The sequence below is a fragment of the Pseudoruegeria sp. SHC-113 genome, from assembly GCF_025376885.1.
In the GTDB taxonomy this organism is placed as follows: domain Bacteria; phylum Pseudomonadota; class Alphaproteobacteria; order Rhodobacterales; family Rhodobacteraceae; genus Pseudoruegeria.
In genome coordinates this window covers 402,863-423,456 of the sequence record NZ_JAHUBR010000001.1, presented here as the reverse complement: position 1 = coordinate 423,456, position 20,594 = coordinate 402,863, and the positions used below count along the sequence as shown (strand labels likewise).

Below are 20,594 nucleotides of genomic sequence, written 5' to 3'. Positions count from 1 at the left end.
CATGTTTAAAGAAGATTCGTTTGATGTTTTGATCGTGGGCGGCGGCCCGGCCGGGCTTTCGGTGGCCGAAGCGCTCGCGCCGGAGCTGCGCGTTTTGATCGTCCACCAGGACCGCGAGATCGGCCTTCCGGTGCGCACCTCTGGCTGTTCCTGGGTGCGCGATCTGGAGGATCTGGGCATCCCCGCCCATCTCTACCATGTGCTGAACCGGATGGAGTTCTACGCCGACACCGCCCAAAGCGGCCATGACCTGACCACCCACAAGGCGGCGGTGCTGGACGTGACGGGGCTCTACCGCTGGCTCGCCGCGCGCTCCGAGCACGAGAACCGCACGCTTCTCTGCGGTACGAAATTTCTCTCGGCCAAGCGCGTGAGCGGCGGTATTCGCGCGGTGATCCGCGAGCGCGGACGCGGCGAACGGGAGGTGTTCGCGCGCAAGATCGTCGATGCTTCGGGCTGGCACGGTGCGGTGATGGCGGCGCTTGGGGATGTGCCCAAGCCTGAACGGATCGGCGTTGGCATCGAGTATGAAACGCCCATCGGCAGCGCCCGACCAGATCGCGGCATCATCTTTCTGGGGAGCGCCGTGCCATCGGGCTACGGCTGGGCCTTTCCCGACTCCCACGGCCATATCCGCATCGGCGCAGGGGTGATCCACCCCGACAGTTCCGCCAATCCGAAAGATCTAATGGCGCGGTTTCTCGCCTCTGACATGCCCGCGCGTATGGGGCTGGAGATCGGCGAGGTGCTGCGGGTGAACGCAGGAACACTGCCGTCGGTGCCCTACGCGCCGAAGCTAGTCTTCGGCGATGCGGTCCGCACCGGGGATGCGGCCAATTTCGCCACGCCCACCGTGGGTGAGGGCCTGCGAATCGTGATCGACTACGGCCGTCTGCTGGGCGCGGCGCTGAGCGCCACGCTTCTGAAGGGCGACGCCCGCGCGCTGACCCGCTACGAGGCCACCTGCGCAAAGGCGCTCAGGCATAACTACCGGATCGGCTTTCAGGCCAACCAGCGGCTGGCGCGCTATGGTCCGGCGGAGTTCGACGGCACCGTGCGCCGTATCGCTGCCCTGAGCGAGTCTGAGGCCGTGGCGCTGATCCGCAGCGAATTTCCGTCCGGCATGGCGGCCGGGCTAGCCTCCCGCTGGCTGGGCCGCAGGCTTTCGGGCCTTGGGGCCGCCTTTCGAAAGCCCCTGCCCGCCCGGCCAAAATGACCTTGGACGGCCCCAAAATGTCCCTTTGCAGGGGCCGGGGTTTTTGCCACTCTGCCCGCCAGACACCCAGACTTCCGGGGAAAGACAAGACGTTGCGCCACCATGAATGACATCCTCGCAGGCCTGATCGAGGCCGGGCGGCTGGTGGTGACGCTGGATCCCGACCTGATTGAGATCACCCTGCGCTCCCTGCAGGTGACGCTGACGGCCACGGCCATCGCCGCCGCCATCGGCCTGCCCTTCGGGGCCTGGCTCGCGGTGAACCGCTTCCGCCACCGCCGCGCCACCATTGCCGTGATGAACGCGCTGATGGGGCTGCCGCCGGTGGTGGTGGGGCTGATCGTCTATTTGCTGCTGTCGCGTTCGGGGCCCTTTGGCGTCTTCGGGCTGCTGTTCACGCCCACGGCCATGATCATTGCGCAGGTGATCATCATCACGCCGCTCATCGCCTCGATCAGCCATCAGGCGATCCGCGATCTCTGGGCGGAATACCACGATCTGCTGATCTCGCTGAACACCACGAAAGCCCAGCGCATCCGCGCGCTCCTGTGGGACGGCCGCCGCGCCCTGCTCACAGCGGCGCTCGCGGGCTTTGGCCGCGCCATCGGCGAGGTGGGGGCGATCATGATCGTTGGCGGCAACATCGATCACGCCACGCGGGTGCTCACCACCGCCATCGCGCTGGAAACCGGCAAGGGCAATTTCGCGCTGGCGCTGGCACTCGGCTTCGTGCTGATCGGGCTGGCGATCCTCGTGAACCTTCTGATCCACGGGCTCTCGCGCACGGAAAGCGAAAGCCGATGGTAGCTGGCATCCTCCCCCTCACGCTGACAGGCGCCACCGTCCAGCGGCGCGGCAAGCGGCTGATCGGCCCAGTGGATCTGACCATCGGCAGCACCGGCACAACGATCCTCATAGGGCCCAATGGGTCGGGCAAGACAACGCTGCTGCGGCTGATGCACGGGCTTGAGCGCGCGCGCGAGGGGTCGGTGGCATGGGCCGTGCCCGAGGCGCAAACCCGCGCCCATCAGGCCTATGTGTTCCAGTCCCCGATCATGATGCGCCGCTCCGTGGTGGACAGCATCGCCTACCCGCTGCTGACCCACGGGACGCCGAAAACGCAAGCCCGCACACAGGCCGAAGACTGGGCGGCGCGCGTGGGCCTTGGCGAGGCCGCCGGGCGCATGGCCACGGTGCTTTCGGGCGGCGAGAAGCAGAAGCTTGCCCTCGCCCGCGCCCTGATCCGCAAGCCGCAGATCCTGCTCCTCGATGAGCCCTGCGCCAATCTCGATGGCCGCGCCACCCGCGAAATCGAGGCGATCCTGAGCGAGGCCCGCGCGGCAGGCGTGCGGATCGTGATGTCCACCCACGACATGGGGCAGGCCCGCAGGCTCGCCGACGACATCCTCTTCCTGCGCGCTGGCCGCATCCACGAAGCCGCCGCCGCGCCCGCCTTCTTCACCGATCCCCAAACACCGGAAGCCCGCGCCTTCCTCAACGGAGACATTGTCGAATGATCCGCACCCTTTTACTTGCCCTGACCGCTGCGCTTGGCCTGTCCGCGCCACTTGCGGCCGAAACGCTCAAAATGGCCGTCACCACCTCCTTTCACAACTCCGGGCTGGCCGATGTACTGCTGCCCGCGATCGAGGCGGAAACCGGCCTTGAGGTGCAGCTTCTGGTCGTGGGCACGGGGCAGGCTCTACGGCTGGGCGAGGCGGGCGATGTGGACGCGATCCTCGTGCATTCCCGCGCCTCGGAGGAAGCCTTCGTGGCGGCAGGCCACGGCCCCCACCGGCGGGAGATCATGTATAATGATTTCGTGGTCATCGGCCCGGCAGAGGATCCGGCCGGCGTAGCCACCGCCGAAACCGCTGCCGCGGCCCTGAACCGGATCGCGGGCAGCAATGCCGCCTTCGTCAGCCGGGGCGACGACAGCGGCACCCACAAAAAGGAACTCGCACTCTGGAAAGACGCCGGCATCGCCCCCGAAGGCAGCTGGTACCGCTCCGCCGGTTCCGGCATGGGCGCGGCACTGAACACGGCGGCAGGCATGAACGCCTATATCCTCGCAGACCGCGCCAGCTGGCTGAACTTCGGCAACAAAGGCGCGCTGGCTCTGCTGTTTTCAGGCGATCCGGTCCTTTTCAACCAATATGCCTACCTGCCGGTCAGCACCGAAAAACACCCCCATGTGAACGGGGATGGTGCTGCGCGGCTCGAAACCTGGCTGACCAAGGACACCGCGAAAGCCCTCATCAACGGCTACCAGATTGCGGGCGAACAGCTCTTCACCTTCAACGCCCGCGCAAACTGAACCGCGCCCAGGGGGCTCTGCCCCCGCCGCCTTCGGCGACTCCCCCGAGATATTTAGAGAACAAAGTGGGGCCCCTTCCTCTTGCCAGAAATACCTCGGGGGTGCGGGGGCAGAGCCCCCGCTCCTACTTCTGTCCTAATGCGCTTCGGCCCAGTTCTGCCCGGTGCCCGCATCCACCACGAGCGGCACATCCAGATGCACCGCAGGGGCCGCCGCGCTTTCCATCACCTCGCGCACGCGGGTGATGGTGTCCTCTGCCGCGCCAGCGTCGATCTCGAAGATAAGCTCGTCGTGGACCTGCAGCAGCATTTTCGCAGGCAGGCCTTCAATGGCGGCGGGCATGCGGATCATGGCGCGGCGGATGATATCGGCGGCCGTGCCTTGAATAGGCGCGTTAATGGCGGCGCGTTTGGCAAAACCGGCCTTGGGCCCCTTGGCGGCAATCTCCGGTGTATGGATCTTGCGGCCGAAGAGTGTCTGGACGTAGCCGCGTTCCTTCGCGAAGGTGACGGTTTCATCCATGTAGGCGCGGATCCCGGGGAAGCGCTCGAAGTAGCGGTCGATGAAATCCTGCGCCTCTTTGCGCGGGATGCGCAGGTTGCGCGCGAGGCCGAAGCCCGAGATGCCGTAGATCACGCCGAAGTTGATCGCCTTGGCCTGCCGCCGCACCATCGGGTCCATGCCCTCGATCGGCACGCCGAACATCTCGCTCGCCGTCATGGCGTGGATGTCCTGCCCTTCGCGGAACGCCTGTTTAAGGCTGTCGATCCCGGCCACATGGGCGAGGATGCGCAGTTCGATCTGGGAGTAGTCGAGCGAGGCGAGCACCTTGCCCTCCTCCGCGATGAAAGCTTCGCGGATGCGCCGCCCCTCTTCGCTGCGCACGGGGATGTTCTGCAGGTTCGGATCGGTTGAGGCCAGACGCCCGGTGTTGGCCCCTGTCTGCACATAAGAGGTATGCACCCGCCCCGTTTCGGGGTTGATGTGATCCTGCAGCGCATCGGTATAGGTGGATTTCAGCTTGGAGAGCTGGCGCCAGTCGAGCACCAACCCCGGCAGTTCGTGTTCGGTGGCCAGATCCTCCAGCACATCGGCTCCGGTCGCATAGGCACCCGTCTTTCCCTTCTTGCCGCCGGGCAGCTCCAGCTTGTCGAACAGGATCTCTCCCAGCTGCTTGGGGGAGCCGACGTTGAAGGGCTGACCAGCCTTCTCGTGGATCTCGGCCTCCAGCCCCGCCATCTTCTGGGCGAAGGCGTTGGACATGCGCGAGAGCACGTCGCGGTCCACTTTCACGCCGTGCATCTCCATCTCGGCCAGCACCGGCGAGAGCGGGCGCTCCAGCGTTTCATACACCGTTGTCACCTGCCGCTGGTGCAACTGCGGCTTGAACAGCTGCCAGAGCCGCAGGGTGATGTCGGCGTCTTCCGCAGCGTATTTCACCGCGTCCTCAATCGGCACCTTGTCGAAGGTGATCGCGGATTTGCCCGTGCCCAGCAGCGATTTGATCGGGATCGGGCTGTGCGACAAGTAGCGATCCGACAGCGTGTCCATCCCGTGGCCATGCACGCCCGCATGCAGGCTGTAGGACAGCAACATGGTGTCATCCATGGCAGCGATCGTGAGCCCGTAGCGCTTGAGAATCTTCGCGTCGTATTTCAGGTTCTGGCCGATCTTCAGAATGCTGTCATCCGCCAGCACCGGCTTGAGCATCGCCAAAGCCTCGTCCAGCGGCATCTGCCCCTCGGCAAGCGCATCCGTGGCGAAGAGATCATCCCCCGCCGAGGCCCGGTGGGTAAGCGGGATGTAGCAGGCGTGGCCCGCGTTCACGCAGAGCGAGATGCCCACCAGATCGGCCTGCATTTCATCGAGCCCGGTGGTCTCGGTATCAATGGCCACCCAGCCGCGCGTGTAGATCAGATCGATCCACGCCTGCAGGCCGGCAGCATCCTTCACCCATTCATAGGCCGCAGGATCAATCGACGGCGCTTCCGGCGCACTGGCTCCCACGGCGGAAATGGCCTTGGGTGTGTCGGGGATCACCGGGCTGTCCACGCCCAGCTTATCGGCGATGCGCTTGGTGAGAGTGCGGAACTCCATGGAGGCGAGGAAGGTCATGAGCGCGTCGGCCTCCGGATCCTTCACCTCCAGATCGTCGAGCGTAAAATCCAGCTCCATGTCGCAATCGAGCTGCACCAGATCGCGGGAGATGCGGATGAGCTCGGCGTTCTCCATGAGGCTTTCGCGGCGCTTGGGCTGCTTGATCTCTTCGGCGCGAGCCAGAAGGCTCTCCAGATCGCCATATTCATTGATCAGCAGCGCGGCCGTCTTGATGCCGATGCCGGGCGCGCCGGGGACGTTGTCCACGCTGTCGCCCGCCAGCGCCTGCACATCCACCACGCGCTCAGGCCCGACGCCGAATTTCTCAAACACGCCGTCGCGGTCGATTCGCTTGTTCTTCATCACGTCGAGCATCTCGACGCCGTCGCCGACAAGCTGCATGAGATCCTTGTCCGACGAGATGATCGTCACGCGCCCGCCCGCTTCGCGCGCGCGGCAGGCGAGGGTGGCGATGATGTCGTCGGCCTCGAAATTCTCCTGCTCGATGCAGGCGATGTTGAAGGCGCGGGTGGCGTCGCGGGTGAGGGGGAACTGGGGCACCAGATCCTCCGGCGCGGGCGGACGGTTGGCCTTGTACTTGTCGTAAATCGCGTTGCGGAAGCTCTTGCCGGAGTGGTCAAAAATCACCGCCACATGGGTCGGTGCATCGGGGCCGGTGGTGTCCTCCACCTGCTTGAACAGCATGTTGCAGAAGCCCGAGACAGCGCCGATGGGCAGCCCGTCGGATTTGCGCGTGAGCGGCGGCAGCGCGTGGTAGGCGCGGAAGATGAAGGCGGAGCCGTCGATCAGGTGGAGGTGGTGACCCTTGCCAAAACTCATGGGAGCGCCCCTCCTTCAAGGGCAAACGCGCCGCTGGGGCGCGCTGAAAATTGGTCCGGCGGCGCGGAGGCGCCCTTTGGAGATCAGGCCTTCTCGGCGTGATCCTGATGCACGATCCGCTTGTCACAATAGGGGCATTCCACGACACCCGTATCCTGCGGGATCGACAGCCAGACCCGCGGATGGCCGAGCGCGCCCTCGCCACCATCACAGGACACGCGCCAGGAGTTGACGATCACGGTTTCCGGGGCTTCATGGGTCATCTGCGATCCGTTCATTGCGGTTGAGCCGGGCCGGGCTTGGCCTTACATCAGGGCGCATGATAGCGAACCGCCCGACGCGGGCAAGGCCACAAAAGGGGCAGATCATGCAAGAGCCCGCCATCCAGATCACCGGGTTGCGCAAGACCTATGGCGCGCAGGGCAATGCCCCGGCAAAGGAGGCGCTGAAAGGCGTGGACCTGACGATCCCCGCAGGCTCGATCTTCGGCCTTCTCGGCCCGAACGGCGCCGGGAAATCGACCCTGATCAACATCCTCGCCGGGCTGGTGCTGAAAACCTCCGGCAGCGTTAAGATATGGGGCTTCGATCAGGACGTGAACCCGCGCCAGAGCCGCGCCTCGATCGGGGTGATGCCGCAGGAGCTGAACCTCGATCCCTTCTTCACCCCGCGTGAGGCGCTGGAGGTGCAGGCCGGGCTCTACGGCGTGCCCAAGGCGGCGCGCCGCAGCGACGAGATCCTCGAGATGATCGGCCTTGCCGACAAGGCCAACGCCTATGCGCGCTCGCTTTCGGGTGGGATGCGGCGGCGGCTGCTTCTGGGCAAGGCGCTTGTGCACCAGCCCCATGTGCTGGTGCTGGACGAACCCACCGCCGGGGTGGACATCGAGCTGCGCCAGATGCTCTGGGCCAATGTGCGCCGCCTCAACGAACAGGGCATGACGATTATCCTGACAACACATTACCTCGAAGAAGCCGAGGAGATGTGCGACGAAATCGCGATCATCAACCACGGCGAAAAGATCGCACAGGAGCGCACCGCTGATCTGGTAGGCCGTATGGACGGCAAAACGCTCGTGATCCAGCCCGAAGGCGCAGCAAACGGCCTCACCCTGCCAGCTGGCGTCACCCTGGAGCACCGCCGCGATGGCTCCCTCGCCTTCAGCTACCGCACCAGCCAGACCGGCGCAGATGCCGTCCTCGGCTGCCTACGCGACGCCGGGATCGGCATCCGCGACGTGCGCACTGAAGAGCCGGATCTGGAAGATGTCTTCCTCGCGCTCACCACGGCATCAGCCTGAAAGAGGGGGCTCTGCCCCCGCCGCCTTCGGCGACTCCCCCGAGATATTTTTGGAACAAAGTGGGGGCCCATTCATCTTGGCCCAAATATCCCGGGGGTGCGGGGGCTGGCCCCCGCTGATCCTGTGTGCGGGGGCTGGCCCCCGCTTGAATGATCTTTTTCAGTCGCGGCGCAGCAGCATCGGGCCGAGGGTGCGACCGGCGAGGATGTGAACGTGCAGATGGGGCACATCCTGCACGCCGTCGTTGCCTGAATTGGCGATCAGCCGGTAGCCCTTGCCGCCTTCGCCGGGCTGTACGCCCAGCTCCGCGCAGATGCGGCCGATGACGCGGGTGAAATCTGCGATTTCCGCGTCGCTGGCTTCCAGAGCGAAGTGATCGTAGCAGACGTAGGCACCTTTCGGGATCACCAGCACATGTTCGGGCGCCTGCGGGGCGATATCGCGGAAGGCGAGCGTGTGCTCTGTTTCCATCACCGTGGTGTTCGGGATCTCTCCGCGCAGGATTTTCGCGAAGATGTTCTGGTCGTCATAGGCGTAGGGCATGGTCAATCCACGAAGAGGTAAGGGGTTTCGGCGATCTCCTGCGCCTTATCCAGCGGGATGTCGAGGAATTCGGCGAGCGGCTCGGCATTCTCGGCGGCGCTGTTTTTCTGGCGCATGCGGAAGGTGGCGGGGAAATTGGCATCCCGGATACGATCGCTTTCAAAGATCACGTCGCCGCGAATGGTGGGCAACAGGTTGTCGATGGTTTCCTGCGTCGTGCGCTCCCCGGCAAGGCCCACGCGTTTGGCGTGGCCGATCAGATAGTCGTCGGTGAACTCGCAATCGATTTCGAGCATCTTCGTCTTGCTGCGGTCCGAGAAGAAATCCTGCATCAGCTCGATGTTGCCGGGATCGAGGCAGAGGATCAGGCGATCGGTTTCATAGTATTCGAACAGCAGCCTCACCACGGCGCGGCGGTGGCGGGTTCGTTTGGCGAGGCTGCGCTGGATGCCGCCCAGATCGGGCAGCGGCGTGCCCTCTTCGTCGAACACATATTCGATCATCGGGATGTTCGTCACCTGCCTAGCCTTGTCCAGCAGCCGCTTGGCGACGTGCCATTTCTTGCAGGTGACGATCAGCAACTCGCGCTCGGGCCCGAGCGAGCTTTCCGTCTCCCAGAAACGAGGCGCAAAGCGGCGGCCGTTACGGCCGCGGTCCACGAGGAAGCGGAACAGGCTGCGCCCTTCGTTGCTGATCGAGAAATCGGCATCGTCGTTGGCATAAAGCACGCCGAGCTTCTGCTTCAGATCCTTCGCCCCCGGCGAGATCTTGCGGGCAAAGAGGAAATCCTGGTTCAGCAGCATCTCGTAGTGATCGTTGTAAAAGGTCACCGGCATGCCGTAGTCGGAGAACATCAGGAAGGTGAGCGTGCGGGTGCGGATCTCGGTTTCGGGGACGAGGTGGCGCACCAGCGTCTGGAAAAAAGTCTCATCCGGGATCCATGTGGTGCGGAAGAAACGCATCACATCGGGGCGCTGGCGGGTGAAATCGAGGATCCACTCGATGGTGCGCCGCCGCAGGCACCACCACTGGCTGCCAATCATGATCTGCAGATCCGCCGGCACTTCACGGGTGAGATTGAAGCGTTTCTGCAGTTCGAAGGAGGTGTAGAAGCGCCATTTCTGGGTGCGTTCGTTGAACCAGTGGCGATAGATCAGGCGCTCTTCCTTCATGCCCGTCTTGATCCAGTCGCTTTCGAAGTAGTCGAAGCTCTCCACGTAGTCCACGTCCTCGGCGTCGAGGAATTCATGCGCATATTTGGCGGATTTGATCGCCATGCAATCGCCTGAGAGCATGTAAAAATGGGTGCAGCGCGGGAAGGCGTCCACCGCGGCTTCCACCGCGTAAAGCGTCGCCTCCACGAGCGACCACTCCCCCCAGCCGCATTTGATGCGTTTCTTGGCGAAGGTGACATTCGGGTTGCCATCCAGCGCGGCGCGGATCTTTTGGTAGTGTTCGGGCTTGGCACGCGCGTCGAAATGGATCGCCATGCAATCACCCATGGCGGTCAGCTGCTCCGCCTGCTGGATGATCGCTTCCGGATCCTTGTGACACAACAAAATGAAGGCAATCTTTGCCATCGCCGAAACCCAAACCTCACAGTTCTCCGATTGTTTACATAGATACTGCGAAGAGAGATTGAATAAACACCACTTCTTTGCTTTTTTGAGGGCAATTGTAGCCGGGTAACAGTGTGAATGCCCGGTCCTTGGAGGCAAATAGATTATGGGTTTTCCCGGCACCTGGATGACCGAGAGTGAAAGTGTCGTCTACCGGGTCGTTCCGAAATGCGCCTGCTCGACGATTGGGCAGATCATGTATTACTCGGATCACGGCAGTTTCTTTGACGGCGACATTCACGATTCCACCAGCGGGCTGCACAAGTGGTCCCAAGAAGACAGCCAGCCAAAGATCACGGCGAATGTGAAGGGTCATACGTCCTACGCCTTCACCTGCGTGCGCAACCCCTACACGCGCATCCTGTCGTCCTTCTTCGACAAGATCTGCGGCATCCAGCGCAACGGCAAACGCTACCGGGGCAACCTCGTGCCGCTCCTGATCCAGAAATACGGCATCGAGGTGGGCGATCCTGAAACCGGCTTCGAGTTCGATCAGGTCGCCAGCTTCCGCCGCTTCCTGCTGTTCGCGCGGGACACCATCCGCTGGCGCCGCCCGATGGAGCCCGACATCCACTGGTCCGCAATGTCCGGCCATATCTCGACCTTCATCGTCAACGGCGGCCGCTACGACAACATCTTTTTCACCGAGCACTTCAACGACGGCATGCAATCGGTGCTCGATCACATCGAGGTGCCCCACGGCGTGAACCTTGCCGAGATCCCGCGTTTCAACGAAAGCGAAGGCCACGGGCCCAAGCGCGCGCATCCGGTGGAGGATTACTTCGACGACCTGTCACGCCATCTCGTCTACGAGATGTACAAGCGCGATTTTGACCTGTTCAAATACGATTTCGAGAACCCCGGGAACAAATTCCCCATCGGGGAGATCGATCTGGACGAGGTGCACGCCAAGCTCGGCGTATAGCCGAGGTGTGAGTCCGTCGTGCCACGTTTACGCTGAAAGCCTGCGCCCGCATTGATTGCGGGGTGTCCGGGCGCGTAGACTTGCGCAAAGGCCGCAGTGATAGCGGCTGCAAACGGGCGAGAGGCGCTTTTGAGACGACAGGCCCTTGCGGGATGGCTGAGCCTCGCCTTGCTGGCGAGCTGCACGGTGGGGGAAGATTTCACCCCGCCCAAGACCGATCTGCCCGGCAGCTACAGCTTCATCACCGGCGCAACGCCGCAGGTGCGGGACGGCTACCGCTGGTGGCTGGATTACAAGGATCCGCTGCTGAACGATCTGATCGCGCTCGGCTTCAAGCAGAACCTCGACATCCGCAAGGCGCTTGCGCGGATCGAACAGGCGCAGGCGCTTGGCTTCGGGTTGGGGCAACCCGGATCGATTTTCGGCAAGGTTGAGGGCAAGCGCGATATTGGCGGCGGCGAAGATGCCTCCGGCTCAGGGTTTGCACGGATTGAATCGCTTTGGATCGTCGATCTCTTCGGCGAGCTGCGCCGGGAGCGCGAGGCGGCCGGCTACCGGATCGATACCGAATACGCCGAGGCGGATGTGCAAAGGCTGTTTTACCTGTCACAGATCGCAACCGCCTATATCGACATGCGGTTCTACCAAGAGCTGATCCGTACCAACCTCAAAGTGCTGAAATCGCGCGAGAGAACCTTTGAGTTGACGCAGGAGCTTGAAGCGCGCGGCGAGGTTTCTGATCTGGAAGTCGCACAGTCGCGGGCGCTTGTTGCGCAAACCAAGGCCGAATTGCCCGAGGTGGAGATCCTGCTCGTAGGCGCGATCCAAAGGATATTCACGCTGGTCGCTGAGCCGCTGCAGGACTTTCGGGAAAAGTTTGACAAACAGGCACCGCAGCCGACAGCCCAGTTCTCCGGCATCCGCACAGGTGTCCCCGCAGACCTGCTGCGCAACCGCCCCGATGTGCGAAAAGCCGAGCGCCGCTATGCGGAAGCCGTGGCGCTAACGGGCGTGGCCGAGGCCGACCTCTATCCGAGCCTGACGCTGACCGGCAACATCAACCTCGGCTATACCGACTCTGGTTTCGATCCGATCGGCAGCTTCTTCCGGGGTGCTGTGGACATCCCTGTGTTCGACAGAGGCAAGCGGCGCGCGCGCCTCGCCTACCAGAAGGCCCGCGCAGATGAGTTGCGCTTGGAATGGGAACGGGTGGTGCTTGTGGGCGTGGAAGAGGTTCAACGCGCCCTCATCGGGCTCAGCAAACACACCGAGGCCGTGGCCGCTTCGGAAGAGGCCGTGGTGGCGGCGGCGGATGTGTTGTCGATTGCGCGCAAGGCCTATGCGGCGCGCAAGATCAACTTCCTGCAGGTACTGGACGCCGAACGGGCGTTCCTCTCAGCCCAGAACGCAAGAGCGCTCGACAAGCGCAACCTTGCGGTGGACTACGTGAACCTCAACGTCGCCCTCGGCGGGGCGGCGCTGCGCGAGGATGAGAAGCGCTAAAGCGATGCACCAAATGTCCGGTTAAACCCGGAACGCTTCAGATCAAGCCAGCCTTGGCAAAGAGCGCCTTGATGTCGGCCTGCGGGCGCGGGCCGATGTGGCCGATCACTTCCGCCGCCGCGATGCAGCCCATGCGGCCCGAAACCTCCAGCGATTGCCCGGTGGCGTAGCCATAGAGGAACCCGGCGGCGAACTGATCGCCCGCGCCGGTGGCATCCACAGGCACCACGCGATTCACGGGCACAGTGACGGTCTGCTCGCCTTGCACCAGCACCACCTCATCGCCGGACCGGGTGCAGACAACCAGCCCGCTTTCAGAGGCCGCCTGTTCCAGAGCCGCGCCCAGATCGTCCGTCTGGTAGAGGCTCGTCCATTCGTGTTCGTTGCCGATCACGTAGTCCAGCTCGCGCACGAGGCGGCGGAAATCCTCCCGGTGGCGATCCACGCAAAAGGGATCAGACAGCGCGATGCCGGCCTTGCCGCCGTTCTGCTGGCACACCTTCGCGGCCCGTTCAAAGGCCTGCTTGCCCTTGTCCTTGTCGTAGAGGTAGCCCTCAAGGAACAGGATCTCGGCCTGCCCGGCCACATCTTCGGAGACATCCTCAGGCCCCAGCTCGGCGGAGATGCCGAGGTAGGTGTTCATCGAACGCTCGCCATCAGGTGACACGAAGATCATCGAACGCGAGGTCGGCAGCTCGCCACCCTCCACGGGCGGGTTCACGAAGGCGGTGCCTTCGCTTTCCATCGTCTGCGCGTAGAAGCGCCCCAGCGCGTCGTCATGCACGCGGCCGATGAAGGCGGTGGACAGGCCCAGATGCCCAAGGCCGGCCAGCGTGTTGGCCACGGAGCCGCCTGCAGCCTGGGTGCGCTCTGTCATGGCGCCATAGAGCAATTCGCCCCGCTCGCGCTCCACAAGCTGCATGATGCCCTTTTCGATCCCCATGAGATCGAGGAAGGAGTCATCGGATTGGGTCAGCACGTCGACGATGGCGTTGCCGATACCGACAACCTTGTAGGTCTTGCTCATAGGGTCTTGTCCTCGTAGGGGCAGAGGTCGCGGATGATGCAGTTGCCGCACATCGGCTTGCGGGCCTTGCAGGTGTAGCGGCCATGCAGGATCAGCCAGTGATGCGCGTGCTGCTGATACTCGGCGGGAATGTTGTCTTCAATAGCCCGTTCCACAACGTCAACATTCTTTCCCGGTGCGATGCCGGTGCGGTTACCGACGCGGAAGATATGAGTGTCCACCGCCTGCGCGGGCACGCCCCACCACATGTTGAGCACGACATTGGCTGTCTTGCGGCCCACCCCCGGCAGGCTTTGGAGCGCCGCGCGGGAGGAGGGCACCTCGCCGCCGTAGTCCTCCACGAGGATGCGGCTCATCTTCATCACGTTCTTGGCCTTCTGCTTGTAAAGGCCGATCGTCTTGATGTGGTCGATCAACCCCTCTTCGCCGAGGTCCAGCATCTTCTGCGGCGTGTCCGCCACTTTGAAGAGGCCGCGGGTGGCCTTGTTCACCCCCGCATCCGTGGCCTGCGCCGAAAGCGCCACCGCCACCACGAGGGTATAGACGTTCACATGCTCAAGCTCGCCCTTCGGCTCCGGCTCCTGTGCGTGGAAGCGGGCGAAGATCTGGCGCAGCGCGTTAAAATCCAACTGTTTGCTCATCGTGCTCATGGCGGCAGACCCTGCCGATGCGCCTTGGGTTTTGCAAGGCAAAGCTGGCTTCCTTGGCTTTTGCCGTCCTGCATGGCTAACTGCGGCCACACCCTTTTGCCGAAGGCCCTTTCGATGACCGAAACCGATCTTGCCCAGTTCACCAGCCAGACCCGCCAAGCGCTGGAAACCCGCCTTGCGGACGCGACCGCGCAGATCCGGGCGCTGCCGGAAGGCCTGCAGAAAGGGCGCATGCGGCAGCAGGCCTGGGGCCTGCAGCAGATGCTTGCGCCTGCCTCCGGCTATTTCTCGCAAGCCGGGCAGGATCATTTCCTCGAAGAGCATGTGTTTCGCGGCAAGCGCGGCGGGGTCTTCGTGGAAGTGGGCGCCTATGACGGGGTGAGCGGCTCCAACGGGCTGTTCTTCGAGCTGCTGCGCGGCTGGACGGGGCTGCTGATCGAAGCCGACCCGGCGCTCTGCGCCAAGGTCCGCGCCAGCCGGAGCCAGCCCTGCCTGCAAACCGCCATCGCGGCGGAGGCGGGCGAGGTCTCCTTCCTGTCGGTGAGCGCAGGCTACACGCAGATGGGCGGCATCGTCGACAGCCTTGGCGCGCGGGAAAAAGCCGCCATTGAGGCCGATCCGCGTTCCCGGACCGAGACGATCACCGTGCCGGCCCGACGGCTTGCGGATGTGCTGCGCGAACAGGGTCTGTACAAGATCGATTACCTTTCGCTCGACATTGAAGGCGCGGAACTGGGGGTGCTTGAGGGCTTTCCCTTCTCCGAGTTCAGGATCACCGCCTGGACGATCGAAGCCAACAATCACGCCCAGCGGATCGTCGATCTGATGCTGGCAAAAGGCTATGCGTTCCTCGGCGTGGTGGGCGTGGATCTTGTGTTTGCCCTGAAGACCTGAAGACCTGAGCGGCGCTTGGCGCAGCTTTCGGATCGCTTGAAAGCGTCGGAGTGCCTAGGGTCAGGGCCAAGGAGACAGATCATGCAGAACCTCGAAGACGGCTACCACTACGGTGTTATGAAGCGCGCCATCGCCGAGATCGACGCGCAGGGCGGGGAGGTGCTTTCGCTCGACGATCTGGCGGCGCGGATGCACATGAGCCCGGCGCATTTCCAGCGCCTGTTCAGCCGCTGGGCCGGGGTTTCGCCGAAACGGGTGCAGCAGTATCTGACGCTGGGCCACGCCAAGCGCATGTTGCACGAGAATTTCACCACGCTTGATGCGGTGAACGAGTTGGGCCTGAGCGGTAACGGGCGGCTGCACGATCTCTTCCTGCGTTGGGAGGCGATGAGCCCCGGCGAATATGCCCGCAAAGGGGCCGGGCTCGTGATCCGCTATGGCACATTCGAGAGCCCCTTCGGCCTGGTGCTGGCGATGGGCACCGAAAAGGGGCTCTGCGGGTTGGCCTTTACCGATGAGATCGGCGAAGCGGCGGCACAGGAGGATCTGCGCGCCCGGTGGCCCGAAGCCACCTATCTGGCCGATGCAGAGGCCCTGCGCCCGTGGGTGGAGGCAGCATTCGGCCAGACCGGCGAGGCGCGCCTGCACCTGATCGGCGCGCCGTTCCAGATCAAGGTCTGGGAAGCGCTGCTGAGCATTCCCTCCGGGCAGGTGACAACCTACAGCGAGATCGCGGGCGCGGTGGGCCATCCGCGTGCGGTGCGAGCGGTGGGGACGGCGGTGGGGCGCAATCCGGTGGGCTGGCTGATCCCCTGCCACCGCGCGCTGCGCAAATCCGGTGGGCTGGGCGGCTATCACTGGGGCCTGCCCGTGAAGCGCGCCATGCTGGCCTATGAGGCCGCGCGTGCCGAGGGGGAGGCCTCCTGACAACTGGCCCATACAAGCGCACGGCGAAAAGCCGCCGACAGCACGACATTTGCGCCTTCGCAGCCTCACAAGCGGTGATATACTGCCGCCACATCACCCCTTCGAGAGGCAGAAAAATGATCCGAGCAAAACTTCCCATCGCCGCCGCGGCCCTTGGTGTGCTGGCTCTGGCCGCATGTGACGGCATGACGACGACCGAACGCCGCGCCGCACAGGGTGCGACCGCTGGTGCGCTGGTTGGCGTCGCCACTGCGGGCAGCAACACCGGTAAATCCGCGGCAACCGGCGCGCTGATCGGTGGCCTTGCCGGTGCCGCCGTGGGCAACGCCGAAGAAAACAACCGCTGAACGGCCTCGCGGACCAATCGAGGCCTGACATGACCAGAACCAAATCCATTCTCCTGCTCTCCGTGGCAGGGGCGTTCGCACTTGCGGGCTGTACCGATCCGGCGAACCTGCCGAACGGGGCCCAGAAAACCCAGGAAGGCGCGATCATCGGCGGTGTCGTCGGTGGCCTCGCCGGGCTGGCAACCGCTGGCAGCAACCCCACCAAAAGCGCGCTCATCGGCGCGGCGGCGGGTGCGGCGGCGGGCGGCTTCATCGGCAACCGGCTCGACCAGCAAGAAGCCGCGCTGCGCCAGAGCATCACCAACAGCAACATCCAGATCGTGAACACCGGGACGGAGCTGAAAGTGATCATGCCGCAGGGCATCCTGTTTGCCACCGATAGCGCCACCGTCAATTCCGCCATCTATGGCGATATGAGCGCGCTGGCGACAAACCTGAAGCAATACCCGGACTCCGTGGTCGAAGTTGTGGGCCACACCGACAACACCGGCTCCGCTGCCTATAACCAGACGCTGTCGCTGCAGCGGGCGCAATCGGTGTCCAACATCCTTGTCAGCAACGGCGTGCCCTCCAACCGGTTGGTGCCGATCGGCAAGGGCGAGGATCAGCCCGTGGCTTCCAACCTTACCGAGGAAGGCAAGGCACAGAACCGGCGCGTGGAAGTGATCATCCGGCCCACGGCCTGAGGCACGCTACAGCCATGACACCGCAGGAAGCCGGGCCCCGCGCCCGGCTTTTTTCGTTGTCGCCGCGCAGGCGTGGTCATATGTTCTTACCAATTCACGCGGAGACACCATGCCTTTCCAGAAGATCGAAGCCGAGAAGCTTTCCCGTTCGGTGGTGCGCCAGATCGAACAGCTGATCCTGCGCGGCATCCTCCGGCCCGGTGAACGGCTGCCTTCCGAGCGCGAGCTGGCCGAACGGCTAGGGGTCTCGCGCCCCTCACTGCGCGAAGCCATCGCTGACCTTCAGGAGCGCGGGCTGCTGGAGGCCCGGGCCGGGGCCGGGATCTTCGTGGCGCAGGTGCTGGAGGCGGCCTTTTCGGATGCGCTGGTGACGCTCTTTGCCAGCCACGACGAGGCGGTTTTTGACTATATCGACTTCCGCCGCGACATGGAGGGGCTCGCGGCAGAGCGCGCCGCAAGGCTAGGGTCGGACACGGATCTGAAGGTGGTCGACACGATCTTTCGCAAGATGGAAGTCGCCCACAGCAAGCGCAACCCGGCGGATGAGGCGGCGCTGGACGCGGAGTTTCACCTCTCGATCATCGAGGCCAGCCACAACGTGGTGATGCTGCACATGATGCGCTCGATGTTCGGGCTGCTGCGGGAGGGTGTGTTCTACAATCGCCAGATCATGTTCAAGCAACGCACCACGCGGGATTCGCTTCTGGAGCAGCACGGCGCGATCAACCGCGCCCTGCAGGCGCGCGATCCGGTTGGCGCGCGGGCTGCGGTGGAGGCGCATCTGAGCTATGTTGAGCGGGCGCTGAAGGATCAGCAGAAGGCCGATCAGAACGAGGCGATTGCGCGCCAGCGGCTGGAGCACGAGAGCAACCGGCGCTAGCTGCGGGGCTTGGGGAGCGCTTTGGGGGGCGCTGCCCCCCGCCGCCCTGCGGGCGGCTCCCCCCGAGGTATTTGAAGCGAGAGGAAGGGGGCCCGTTTTGCTTGCGGACGGGCATGAAAAAACCCGGCTGTTGGGGCCGGGTTTTTCGCGTCTTTGGTGTTTGCGAAGCGCTTAGTGCAGCTTGGCGGACACGTCCTTGATGGCGGCGTCGATGAGCGCGTTGCCGTCGGCGGCGGTCATCTGCTTGGCCACGACCTCGGCGGCGGCAGCCACGGCCACGTTCACAGCCGTATCCCGGACTTCCTTCACGGCAGAGGCTTCGGCGGAAGCGATCTGGTCCTGCGCGGCGGCGAGGCGGCGCTTGATGGAGGCCTCGAGATCTTTCTTCGCGGCTTCAGCGGCCAGTTTGGCCTCTTCCTTGGCGTGTGCGACGATGCGATCGGCCTGCTCCTGCACTTCGCGCTGCTTGCGCTCGTAGGAGGCCAGAACCGTTTGCGCTTCCTCGCGCAGGGCGCGGGCTTCGTCGAGCTCGGATTTGATGTCGTCGGCGCGCTTGTCGAGCATGCCACCGATCATCCCGGGCACTTTGAAGTAGAAGAGCACACCGATGAAGAGCAGGAAGCCCAGCGTCACCACGAAGTCGGTGTTGCCCAGCGAGAAGAACGGGCCGGAGGCTGCGAGAGCCGGTGTGCCGGCGAGGGAGAGGGCGAGGATCAGTTTTTTCATCTCACTTACCCTTTCACACGCGCTGCGACGGCGGCGGTGATGGCCTCGGCGTCGGCTTTCATGCCCAGCGCCGACACGATCTCGGAGGCGGTGTCCTGCGCGACATCCTTGACGGCAGCAAGCGCCCCTTCGCGGATCTCGGCGATGGCTTTCTCGGATTCGGCCGCCTTGGCCGCGATCTCGGCATCCGCCTTGGCGGTGGCCGCATCCAGTTCGCCCTGAATCTCGGCCTTGGTTTCGGCCACAATCCGGGCTGCCTCGGCGCGGGCATCGGCAAGCGCCTGCTGGTAGGCTTCCTCAGCCTCCTGCGCTTTCAGCTTCAGTTCTTCCGCCGCGGCGATGTCATTCGTAATGGTCCCCTGACGTTCGGCAAGCACCGCCGCCACGCGCGGCAGCGCGATGCGGGTCAGGATGAAGTAGATCGCAAGAAGCGCGATCACGAGCCAGACGATCTGGTTCGAATAGGTAGAAAAATCCAGCTGGGGCATCCCGGCGGATTCTGCAGCGTGACCCGCGGTATGTGCGGCGTCCGTTGCGGCGTCGTGGGTCTCGGTAGCCATCTCGTCGTTCTCCAGGAACCTTGTGGAAGAACGGGTGAGCCGTGGAGCGGCTCACCCGACCGTAAGGATCGTGCGGAGCTCTTAGACGGCGAACATCAGCAGCAGAGCGACGAGGAACGAGAAGATCCCCAGAGCTTCTGCAAAGGCGATGCCGATGAAGAGGGTCGCGGTTTGGCCGCCGGCGGCGGAGGGGTTGCGCAGGGCGCCGGACAGGAAGTTGCCGGCCACGTTGCCAACACCGATGGCAGCAGCGCCAGAACCGATTGCAGCCAGACCAGCGCCGATGTGTGCGAGTTCGCCTTCCATTGTGATATCTCCTTACAGGTTGGAAGCTTTAGAAACTTATGTGTCGTTCGGGGAAGCGGGCGGGCAGACGGCCCGCCGCTGCCTTAGTGAGAGGGGTGCAGCGCGTCTTTCAGGTAGACGCAGGTGAGGATCGTGAACACGTAGGCCTGGATGAAGGCCACCAGCACTTCAAGACCATACATGGCGGTGATCGCGAGCACGGAGACCGGCGAGATCACGGCGATGGCGGCGAAGCCCGCGAAAACCTTGATCACGGCATGGCCGGCCATCACGTTGCCTGCAAGACGAATGCAGTGGCTCACGGGGCGCACGAAGTAGGAAATCAGCTCGATCACGGCGAGGATCGGGCGCAGCGCCAGCGGCGCGGAGGACACCCAGAAGAGGCCGAGGAACTTGGTGCCGTTCAGCACGAAACCGAGCACCGTGACCGTGATGAAGACCGCGAGCGCCAGAACCGCCGTCACCGCGAAGTGGGAGGTGGTGGTGAAGCTCATCGGGATCAGGCCAAGGAAGTTGGCGAAGACGATGAAGAGGAAGAGCGTGAAGATATAGGGGAAGAAGCGCACGGCATCCTTGCCCGTCACATCCTCGACCATCTTGTAAACGAAGCCGTAGGCCAGTTCGGCGATGGATTGGACACGCGAGGGCACGACGGCGCGGCCGCGGGTGCCGATGACCATCAGCAGGAAGATGCCCAACACCGCGAAGCCCATCCAGAGCGTCACGTTGGTGATGGTGTACCAATGCACCGCGCCGTCCCCAAACAGGGGCTTCACGATGAACTGATCCATCGGGTGGAAAACCAGACCGCCTTCTTCGCCGTGTGCTTCGCTTGCCACGTTATGCCCTCTCGTCATCCTCGGCGGGCTCTGCCGCCTGTTTCTCCTGGAACTCCTGCGCCGTGCGAAGCATCGTCTTCACCCCGGCCGCGAAGCCCAAAAACACAAAGAGCACCAGGAAGATCGGCAGAGTGCCGAAGAGGCTGTCCAGCCCGTACCCGATGCCAAAGCCGACCCCAAGGCCAGCCACAAGCTCGATCACCATGCGCCAGCCCATCTGGGCCTGCGAGTAGTGCTCTTCCGAATGGTGCTTCTCCTGCTTGCCGCCCTTCAGCGCATGGATGCGCTCTTCGAGGCGGGCCAGACGCTCTTTGTGGTCGTGCTCAGACAGGCGAGGCGCTCCTTTCGGTTCAAGCGCCTTGCTAGGGAGTCCGGCGCTTGGAGTCAACGGG

The 20,594-nt window shown here is 63.8% G+C and carries 23 protein-coding genes; 12 read left to right on the top strand and 11 right to left on the bottom strand.

The window, feature by feature from the left end:
• Nucleotide 1 precedes the first annotated feature (1 nt).
• The 4 genes from KVX96_RS02055 to KVX96_RS02040 all read left to right on the top strand — a co-directional run bounded on the left by KVX96_RS02055 (nucleotide 2) and on the right by KVX96_RS02040 (nucleotide 3,533).
• Nucleotides 2–1,216 (top strand): NAD(P)/FAD-dependent oxidoreductase, encoded by a 1,215-nt coding sequence (locus tag KVX96_RS02055; RefSeq protein WP_261192536.1) that lies wholly within the window; start codon nucleotides 2–4, stop codon nucleotides 1,214–1,216.
• A 102-nt stretch (nucleotides 1,217–1,318) separates the two neighbouring features.
• Complete coding sequence (locus KVX96_RS02050; RefSeq protein WP_261192535.1) at nucleotides 1,319–2,023, top strand: ABC transporter permease; 705 nt, start codon at nucleotides 1,319–1,321, stop codon at nucleotides 2,021–2,023.
• A complete protein-coding gene (locus tag KVX96_RS02045; RefSeq protein WP_261192531.1) occupies nucleotides 2,017–2,733 on the top strand; it encodes an energy-coupling factor ABC transporter ATP-binding protein in 717 nt (238 codons plus the stop codon). The genes KVX96_RS02050 and KVX96_RS02045 overlap by 7 nt, the downstream gene beginning before the upstream one ends.
• Nucleotides 2,730–3,533 carry a substrate-binding domain-containing protein gene (locus KVX96_RS02040; RefSeq protein WP_261192529.1) on the top strand — a complete coding sequence of 268 codons (804 nt, stop codon included), beginning with the start codon at nucleotides 2,730–2,732 and terminating at the stop codon, nucleotides 3,531–3,533. Before KVX96_RS02045 ends, KVX96_RS02040 begins: the two co-directional genes overlap by 4 nt.
• A 135-nt stretch (nucleotides 3,534–3,668) precedes the next feature.
• Here the strand turns inward: KVX96_RS02040 and polA are convergent, their stop codons facing one another.
• Nucleotides 3,669–6,470 (bottom strand): DNA polymerase I, encoded by a 2,802-nt coding sequence (gene polA, locus KVX96_RS02035; protein WP_261192527.1) that lies wholly within the window; start codon nucleotides 6,468–6,470, stop codon nucleotides 3,669–3,671.
• Nucleotides 6,471–6,553: 83 nt separating this feature from the next.
• Nucleotides 6,554–6,733 (bottom strand): zinc-finger domain-containing protein, encoded by a 180-nt coding sequence (locus KVX96_RS02030; protein ID WP_261195361.1) that lies wholly within the window; start codon nucleotides 6,731–6,733, stop codon nucleotides 6,554–6,556.
• Nucleotides 6,734–6,837: 104 nt separating this feature from the next.
• Between KVX96_RS02030 and KVX96_RS02025 the strand changes: the two genes are divergently transcribed.
• Nucleotides 6,838–7,770 (top strand): ABC transporter ATP-binding protein, encoded by a 933-nt coding sequence (locus KVX96_RS02025; protein WP_261192526.1) that lies wholly within the window; start codon nucleotides 6,838–6,840, stop codon nucleotides 7,768–7,770.
• A gap of 159 nt (nucleotides 7,771–7,929) precedes the next feature.
• Here KVX96_RS02025 and KVX96_RS02020 read toward each other — a convergent pair whose 3' ends face one another.
• The gene (locus KVX96_RS02020; RefSeq protein ID WP_261192525.1) at nucleotides 7,930–8,313 is read right to left on the bottom strand and encodes an HIT domain-containing protein; all 384 of its coding nucleotides are present in this window, start codon (nucleotides 8,311–8,313) and stop codon (nucleotides 7,930–7,932) included.
• Nucleotides 8,314–8,315: 2 nt separating this feature from the next.
• A complete protein-coding gene (locus KVX96_RS02015; RefSeq protein ID WP_261192524.1) occupies nucleotides 8,316–9,893 on the bottom strand; it encodes a beta-1,6-N-acetylglucosaminyltransferase in 1,578 nt (525 codons plus the stop codon).
• Nucleotides 9,894–10,038: 145 nt separating this feature from the next.
• Between KVX96_RS02015 and KVX96_RS02010 the strand changes: the two genes are divergently transcribed.
• Together KVX96_RS02010 and KVX96_RS02005 are read left to right on the top strand one after the other, a co-directional pair.
• Nucleotides 10,039–10,857, top strand: coding sequence for a sulfotransferase family protein (locus KVX96_RS02010; RefSeq protein WP_261192523.1), 819 nt, complete (start codon nucleotides 10,039–10,041; stop codon nucleotides 10,855–10,857).
• 129 nt (nucleotides 10,858–10,986) lie between these two features.
• The gene (locus KVX96_RS02005; RefSeq protein WP_261192522.1) at nucleotides 10,987–12,360 is read left to right on the top strand and encodes an efflux transporter outer membrane subunit; all 1,374 of its coding nucleotides are present in this window, start codon (nucleotides 10,987–10,989) and stop codon (nucleotides 12,358–12,360) included.
• A gap of 37 nt (nucleotides 12,361–12,397) precedes the next feature.
• Here KVX96_RS02005 and KVX96_RS02000 read toward each other — a convergent pair whose 3' ends face one another.
• Together KVX96_RS02000 and nth are read right to left on the bottom strand one after the other, a co-directional pair.
• A complete protein-coding gene (locus KVX96_RS02000; RefSeq protein WP_261192521.1) occupies nucleotides 12,398–13,387 on the bottom strand; it encodes an adenosine kinase in 990 nt (329 codons plus the stop codon).
• A complete protein-coding gene (gene nth, locus KVX96_RS01995) occupies nucleotides 13,384–14,028 on the bottom strand; it encodes an endonuclease III (protein ID WP_261195359.1) in 645 nt (214 codons plus the stop codon). The genes KVX96_RS02000 and nth overlap by 4 nt, the downstream gene beginning before the upstream one ends.
• 123 nt (nucleotides 14,029–14,151) lie before the next feature.
• Here nth and KVX96_RS01990 point away from each other — a divergent pair, with 123 nt between their 5' ends.
• From KVX96_RS01990 to KVX96_RS01970, 5 genes are all read left to right on the top strand, one after another.
• On the top strand, nucleotides 14,152–14,931 hold the full coding sequence (locus tag KVX96_RS01990; protein WP_261192518.1) for an FkbM family methyltransferase: 780 nt from the start codon (nucleotides 14,152–14,154) through the stop codon (nucleotides 14,929–14,931).
• An 81-nt stretch (nucleotides 14,932–15,012) separates the two neighbouring features.
• Entirely contained in the window at nucleotides 15,013–15,858 is an 846-nt protein-coding gene (locus KVX96_RS01985; protein ID WP_261192516.1) for a bifunctional helix-turn-helix domain-containing protein/methylated-DNA--[protein]-cysteine S-methyltransferase, read from the top strand.
• A gap of 116 nt (nucleotides 15,859–15,974) precedes the next feature.
• Nucleotides 15,975–16,205, top strand: coding sequence for a DUF3482 domain-containing protein (locus tag KVX96_RS01980; RefSeq protein ID WP_261192515.1), 231 nt, complete (start codon nucleotides 15,975–15,977; stop codon nucleotides 16,203–16,205).
• A gap of 29 nt (nucleotides 16,206–16,234) precedes the next feature.
• On the top strand, nucleotides 16,235–16,891 hold the full coding sequence (locus KVX96_RS01975; RefSeq protein WP_261192513.1) for an OmpA family protein: 657 nt from the start codon (nucleotides 16,235–16,237) through the stop codon (nucleotides 16,889–16,891).
• Nucleotides 16,892–17,000: 109 nt separating this feature from the next.
• Entirely contained in the window at nucleotides 17,001–17,771 is a 771-nt protein-coding gene (locus KVX96_RS01970) for a FadR/GntR family transcriptional regulator (RefSeq protein ID WP_261192511.1), read from the top strand.
• A 171-nt stretch (nucleotides 17,772–17,942) separates the two neighbouring features.
• On the opposite strand, the gene KVX96_RS01965 is transcribed toward KVX96_RS01970, so the two are convergent.
• The 5 genes from KVX96_RS01965 to KVX96_RS01945 all read right to left on the bottom strand — a co-directional run bounded on the left by KVX96_RS01965 (nucleotide 17,943) and on the right by KVX96_RS01945 (nucleotide 20,533).
• Nucleotides 17,943–18,497 (bottom strand): F0F1 ATP synthase subunit B, encoded by a 555-nt coding sequence (locus KVX96_RS01965; protein WP_261192509.1) that lies wholly within the window; start codon nucleotides 18,495–18,497, stop codon nucleotides 17,943–17,945.
• Between the two features lie 5 nt (nucleotides 18,498–18,502).
• The gene (locus KVX96_RS01960; RefSeq protein ID WP_261192508.1) at nucleotides 18,503–19,057 is read right to left on the bottom strand and encodes a F0F1 ATP synthase subunit B'; all 555 of its coding nucleotides are present in this window, start codon (nucleotides 19,055–19,057) and stop codon (nucleotides 18,503–18,505) included.
• Between the two features lie 81 nt (nucleotides 19,058–19,138).
• The gene (locus KVX96_RS01955) at nucleotides 19,139–19,363 is read right to left on the bottom strand and encodes a F0F1 ATP synthase subunit C (protein ID WP_085867918.1); all 225 of its coding nucleotides are present in this window, start codon (nucleotides 19,361–19,363) and stop codon (nucleotides 19,139–19,141) included.
• A gap of 83 nt (nucleotides 19,364–19,446) precedes the next feature.
• Complete coding sequence (locus KVX96_RS01950; RefSeq protein WP_261192506.1) at nucleotides 19,447–20,202, bottom strand: F0F1 ATP synthase subunit A; 756 nt, start codon at nucleotides 20,200–20,202, stop codon at nucleotides 19,447–19,449.
• A 1-nt stretch (nucleotide 20,203) separates the two neighbouring features.
• The gene (locus KVX96_RS01945; protein ID WP_261195358.1) at nucleotides 20,204–20,533 is read right to left on the bottom strand and encodes an AtpZ/AtpI family protein; all 330 of its coding nucleotides are present in this window, start codon (nucleotides 20,531–20,533) and stop codon (nucleotides 20,204–20,206) included.
• Nucleotides 20,534–20,594: the final 61 nt, after the last annotated feature.

Coding starts and splice junctions, on each gene's coding strand:
- KVX96_RS02055 (WP_261192536.1), top strand. CDS start 2: ATGTTTAAAGAAGATTCGTTTGATGTTTTGATCGTGGGCGGCGGCCCG.
- KVX96_RS02050 (WP_261192535.1), top strand. CDS start 1,319: ATGAATGACATCCTCGCAGGCCTGATCGAGGCCGGGCGGCTGGTGGTG.
- KVX96_RS02045 (WP_261192531.1), top strand. CDS start 2,017: ATGGTAGCTGGCATCCTCCCCCTCACGCTGACAGGCGCCACCGTCCAG.
- KVX96_RS02040 (WP_261192529.1), top strand. CDS start 2,730: ATGATCCGCACCCTTTTACTTGCCCTGACCGCTGCGCTTGGCCTGTCC.
- polA (WP_261192527.1), bottom strand. CDS start 6,470: ATGAGTTTTGGCAAGGGTCACCACCTCCACCTGATCGACGGCTCCGCC.
- KVX96_RS02030 (WP_261195361.1), bottom strand. CDS start 6,733: ATGACCCATGAAGCCCCGGAAACCGTGATCGTCAACTCCTGGCGCGTG.
- KVX96_RS02025 (WP_261192526.1), top strand. CDS start 6,838: ATGCAAGAGCCCGCCATCCAGATCACCGGGTTGCGCAAGACCTATGGC.
- KVX96_RS02020 (WP_261192525.1), bottom strand. CDS start 8,313: ATGCCCTACGCCTATGACGACCAGAACATCTTCGCGAAAATCCTGCGC.
- KVX96_RS02015 (WP_261192524.1), bottom strand. CDS start 9,893: ATGGCAAAGATTGCCTTCATTTTGTTGTGTCACAAGGATCCGGAAGCG.
- KVX96_RS02010 (WP_261192523.1), top strand. CDS start 10,039: ATGGGTTTTCCCGGCACCTGGATGACCGAGAGTGAAAGTGTCGTCTAC.
- KVX96_RS02000 (WP_261192521.1), bottom strand. CDS start 13,387: ATGAGCAAGACCTACAAGGTTGTCGGTATCGGCAACGCCATCGTCGAC.
- nth (WP_261195359.1), bottom strand. CDS start 14,028: ATGAGCAAACAGTTGGATTTTAACGCGCTGCGCCAGATCTTCGCCCGC.
- KVX96_RS01990 (WP_261192518.1), top strand. CDS start 14,152: ATGACCGAAACCGATCTTGCCCAGTTCACCAGCCAGACCCGCCAAGCG.
- KVX96_RS01985 (WP_261192516.1), top strand. CDS start 15,013: ATGCAGAACCTCGAAGACGGCTACCACTACGGTGTTATGAAGCGCGCC.
- KVX96_RS01980 (WP_261192515.1), top strand. CDS start 15,975: ATGATCCGAGCAAAACTTCCCATCGCCGCCGCGGCCCTTGGTGTGCTG.
- KVX96_RS01975 (WP_261192513.1), top strand. CDS start 16,235: ATGACCAGAACCAAATCCATTCTCCTGCTCTCCGTGGCAGGGGCGTTC.
- KVX96_RS01970 (WP_261192511.1), top strand. CDS start 17,001: ATGCCTTTCCAGAAGATCGAAGCCGAGAAGCTTTCCCGTTCGGTGGTG.
- KVX96_RS01965 (WP_261192509.1), bottom strand. CDS start 18,497: ATGAAAAAACTGATCCTCGCCCTCTCCCTCGCCGGCACACCGGCTCTC.
- KVX96_RS01960 (WP_261192508.1), bottom strand. CDS start 19,057: ATGGCTACCGAGACCCACGACGCCGCAACGGACGCCGCACATACCGCG.
- KVX96_RS01955 (WP_085867918.1), bottom strand. CDS start 19,363: ATGGAAGGCGAACTCGCACACATCGGCGCTGGTCTGGCTGCAATCGGT.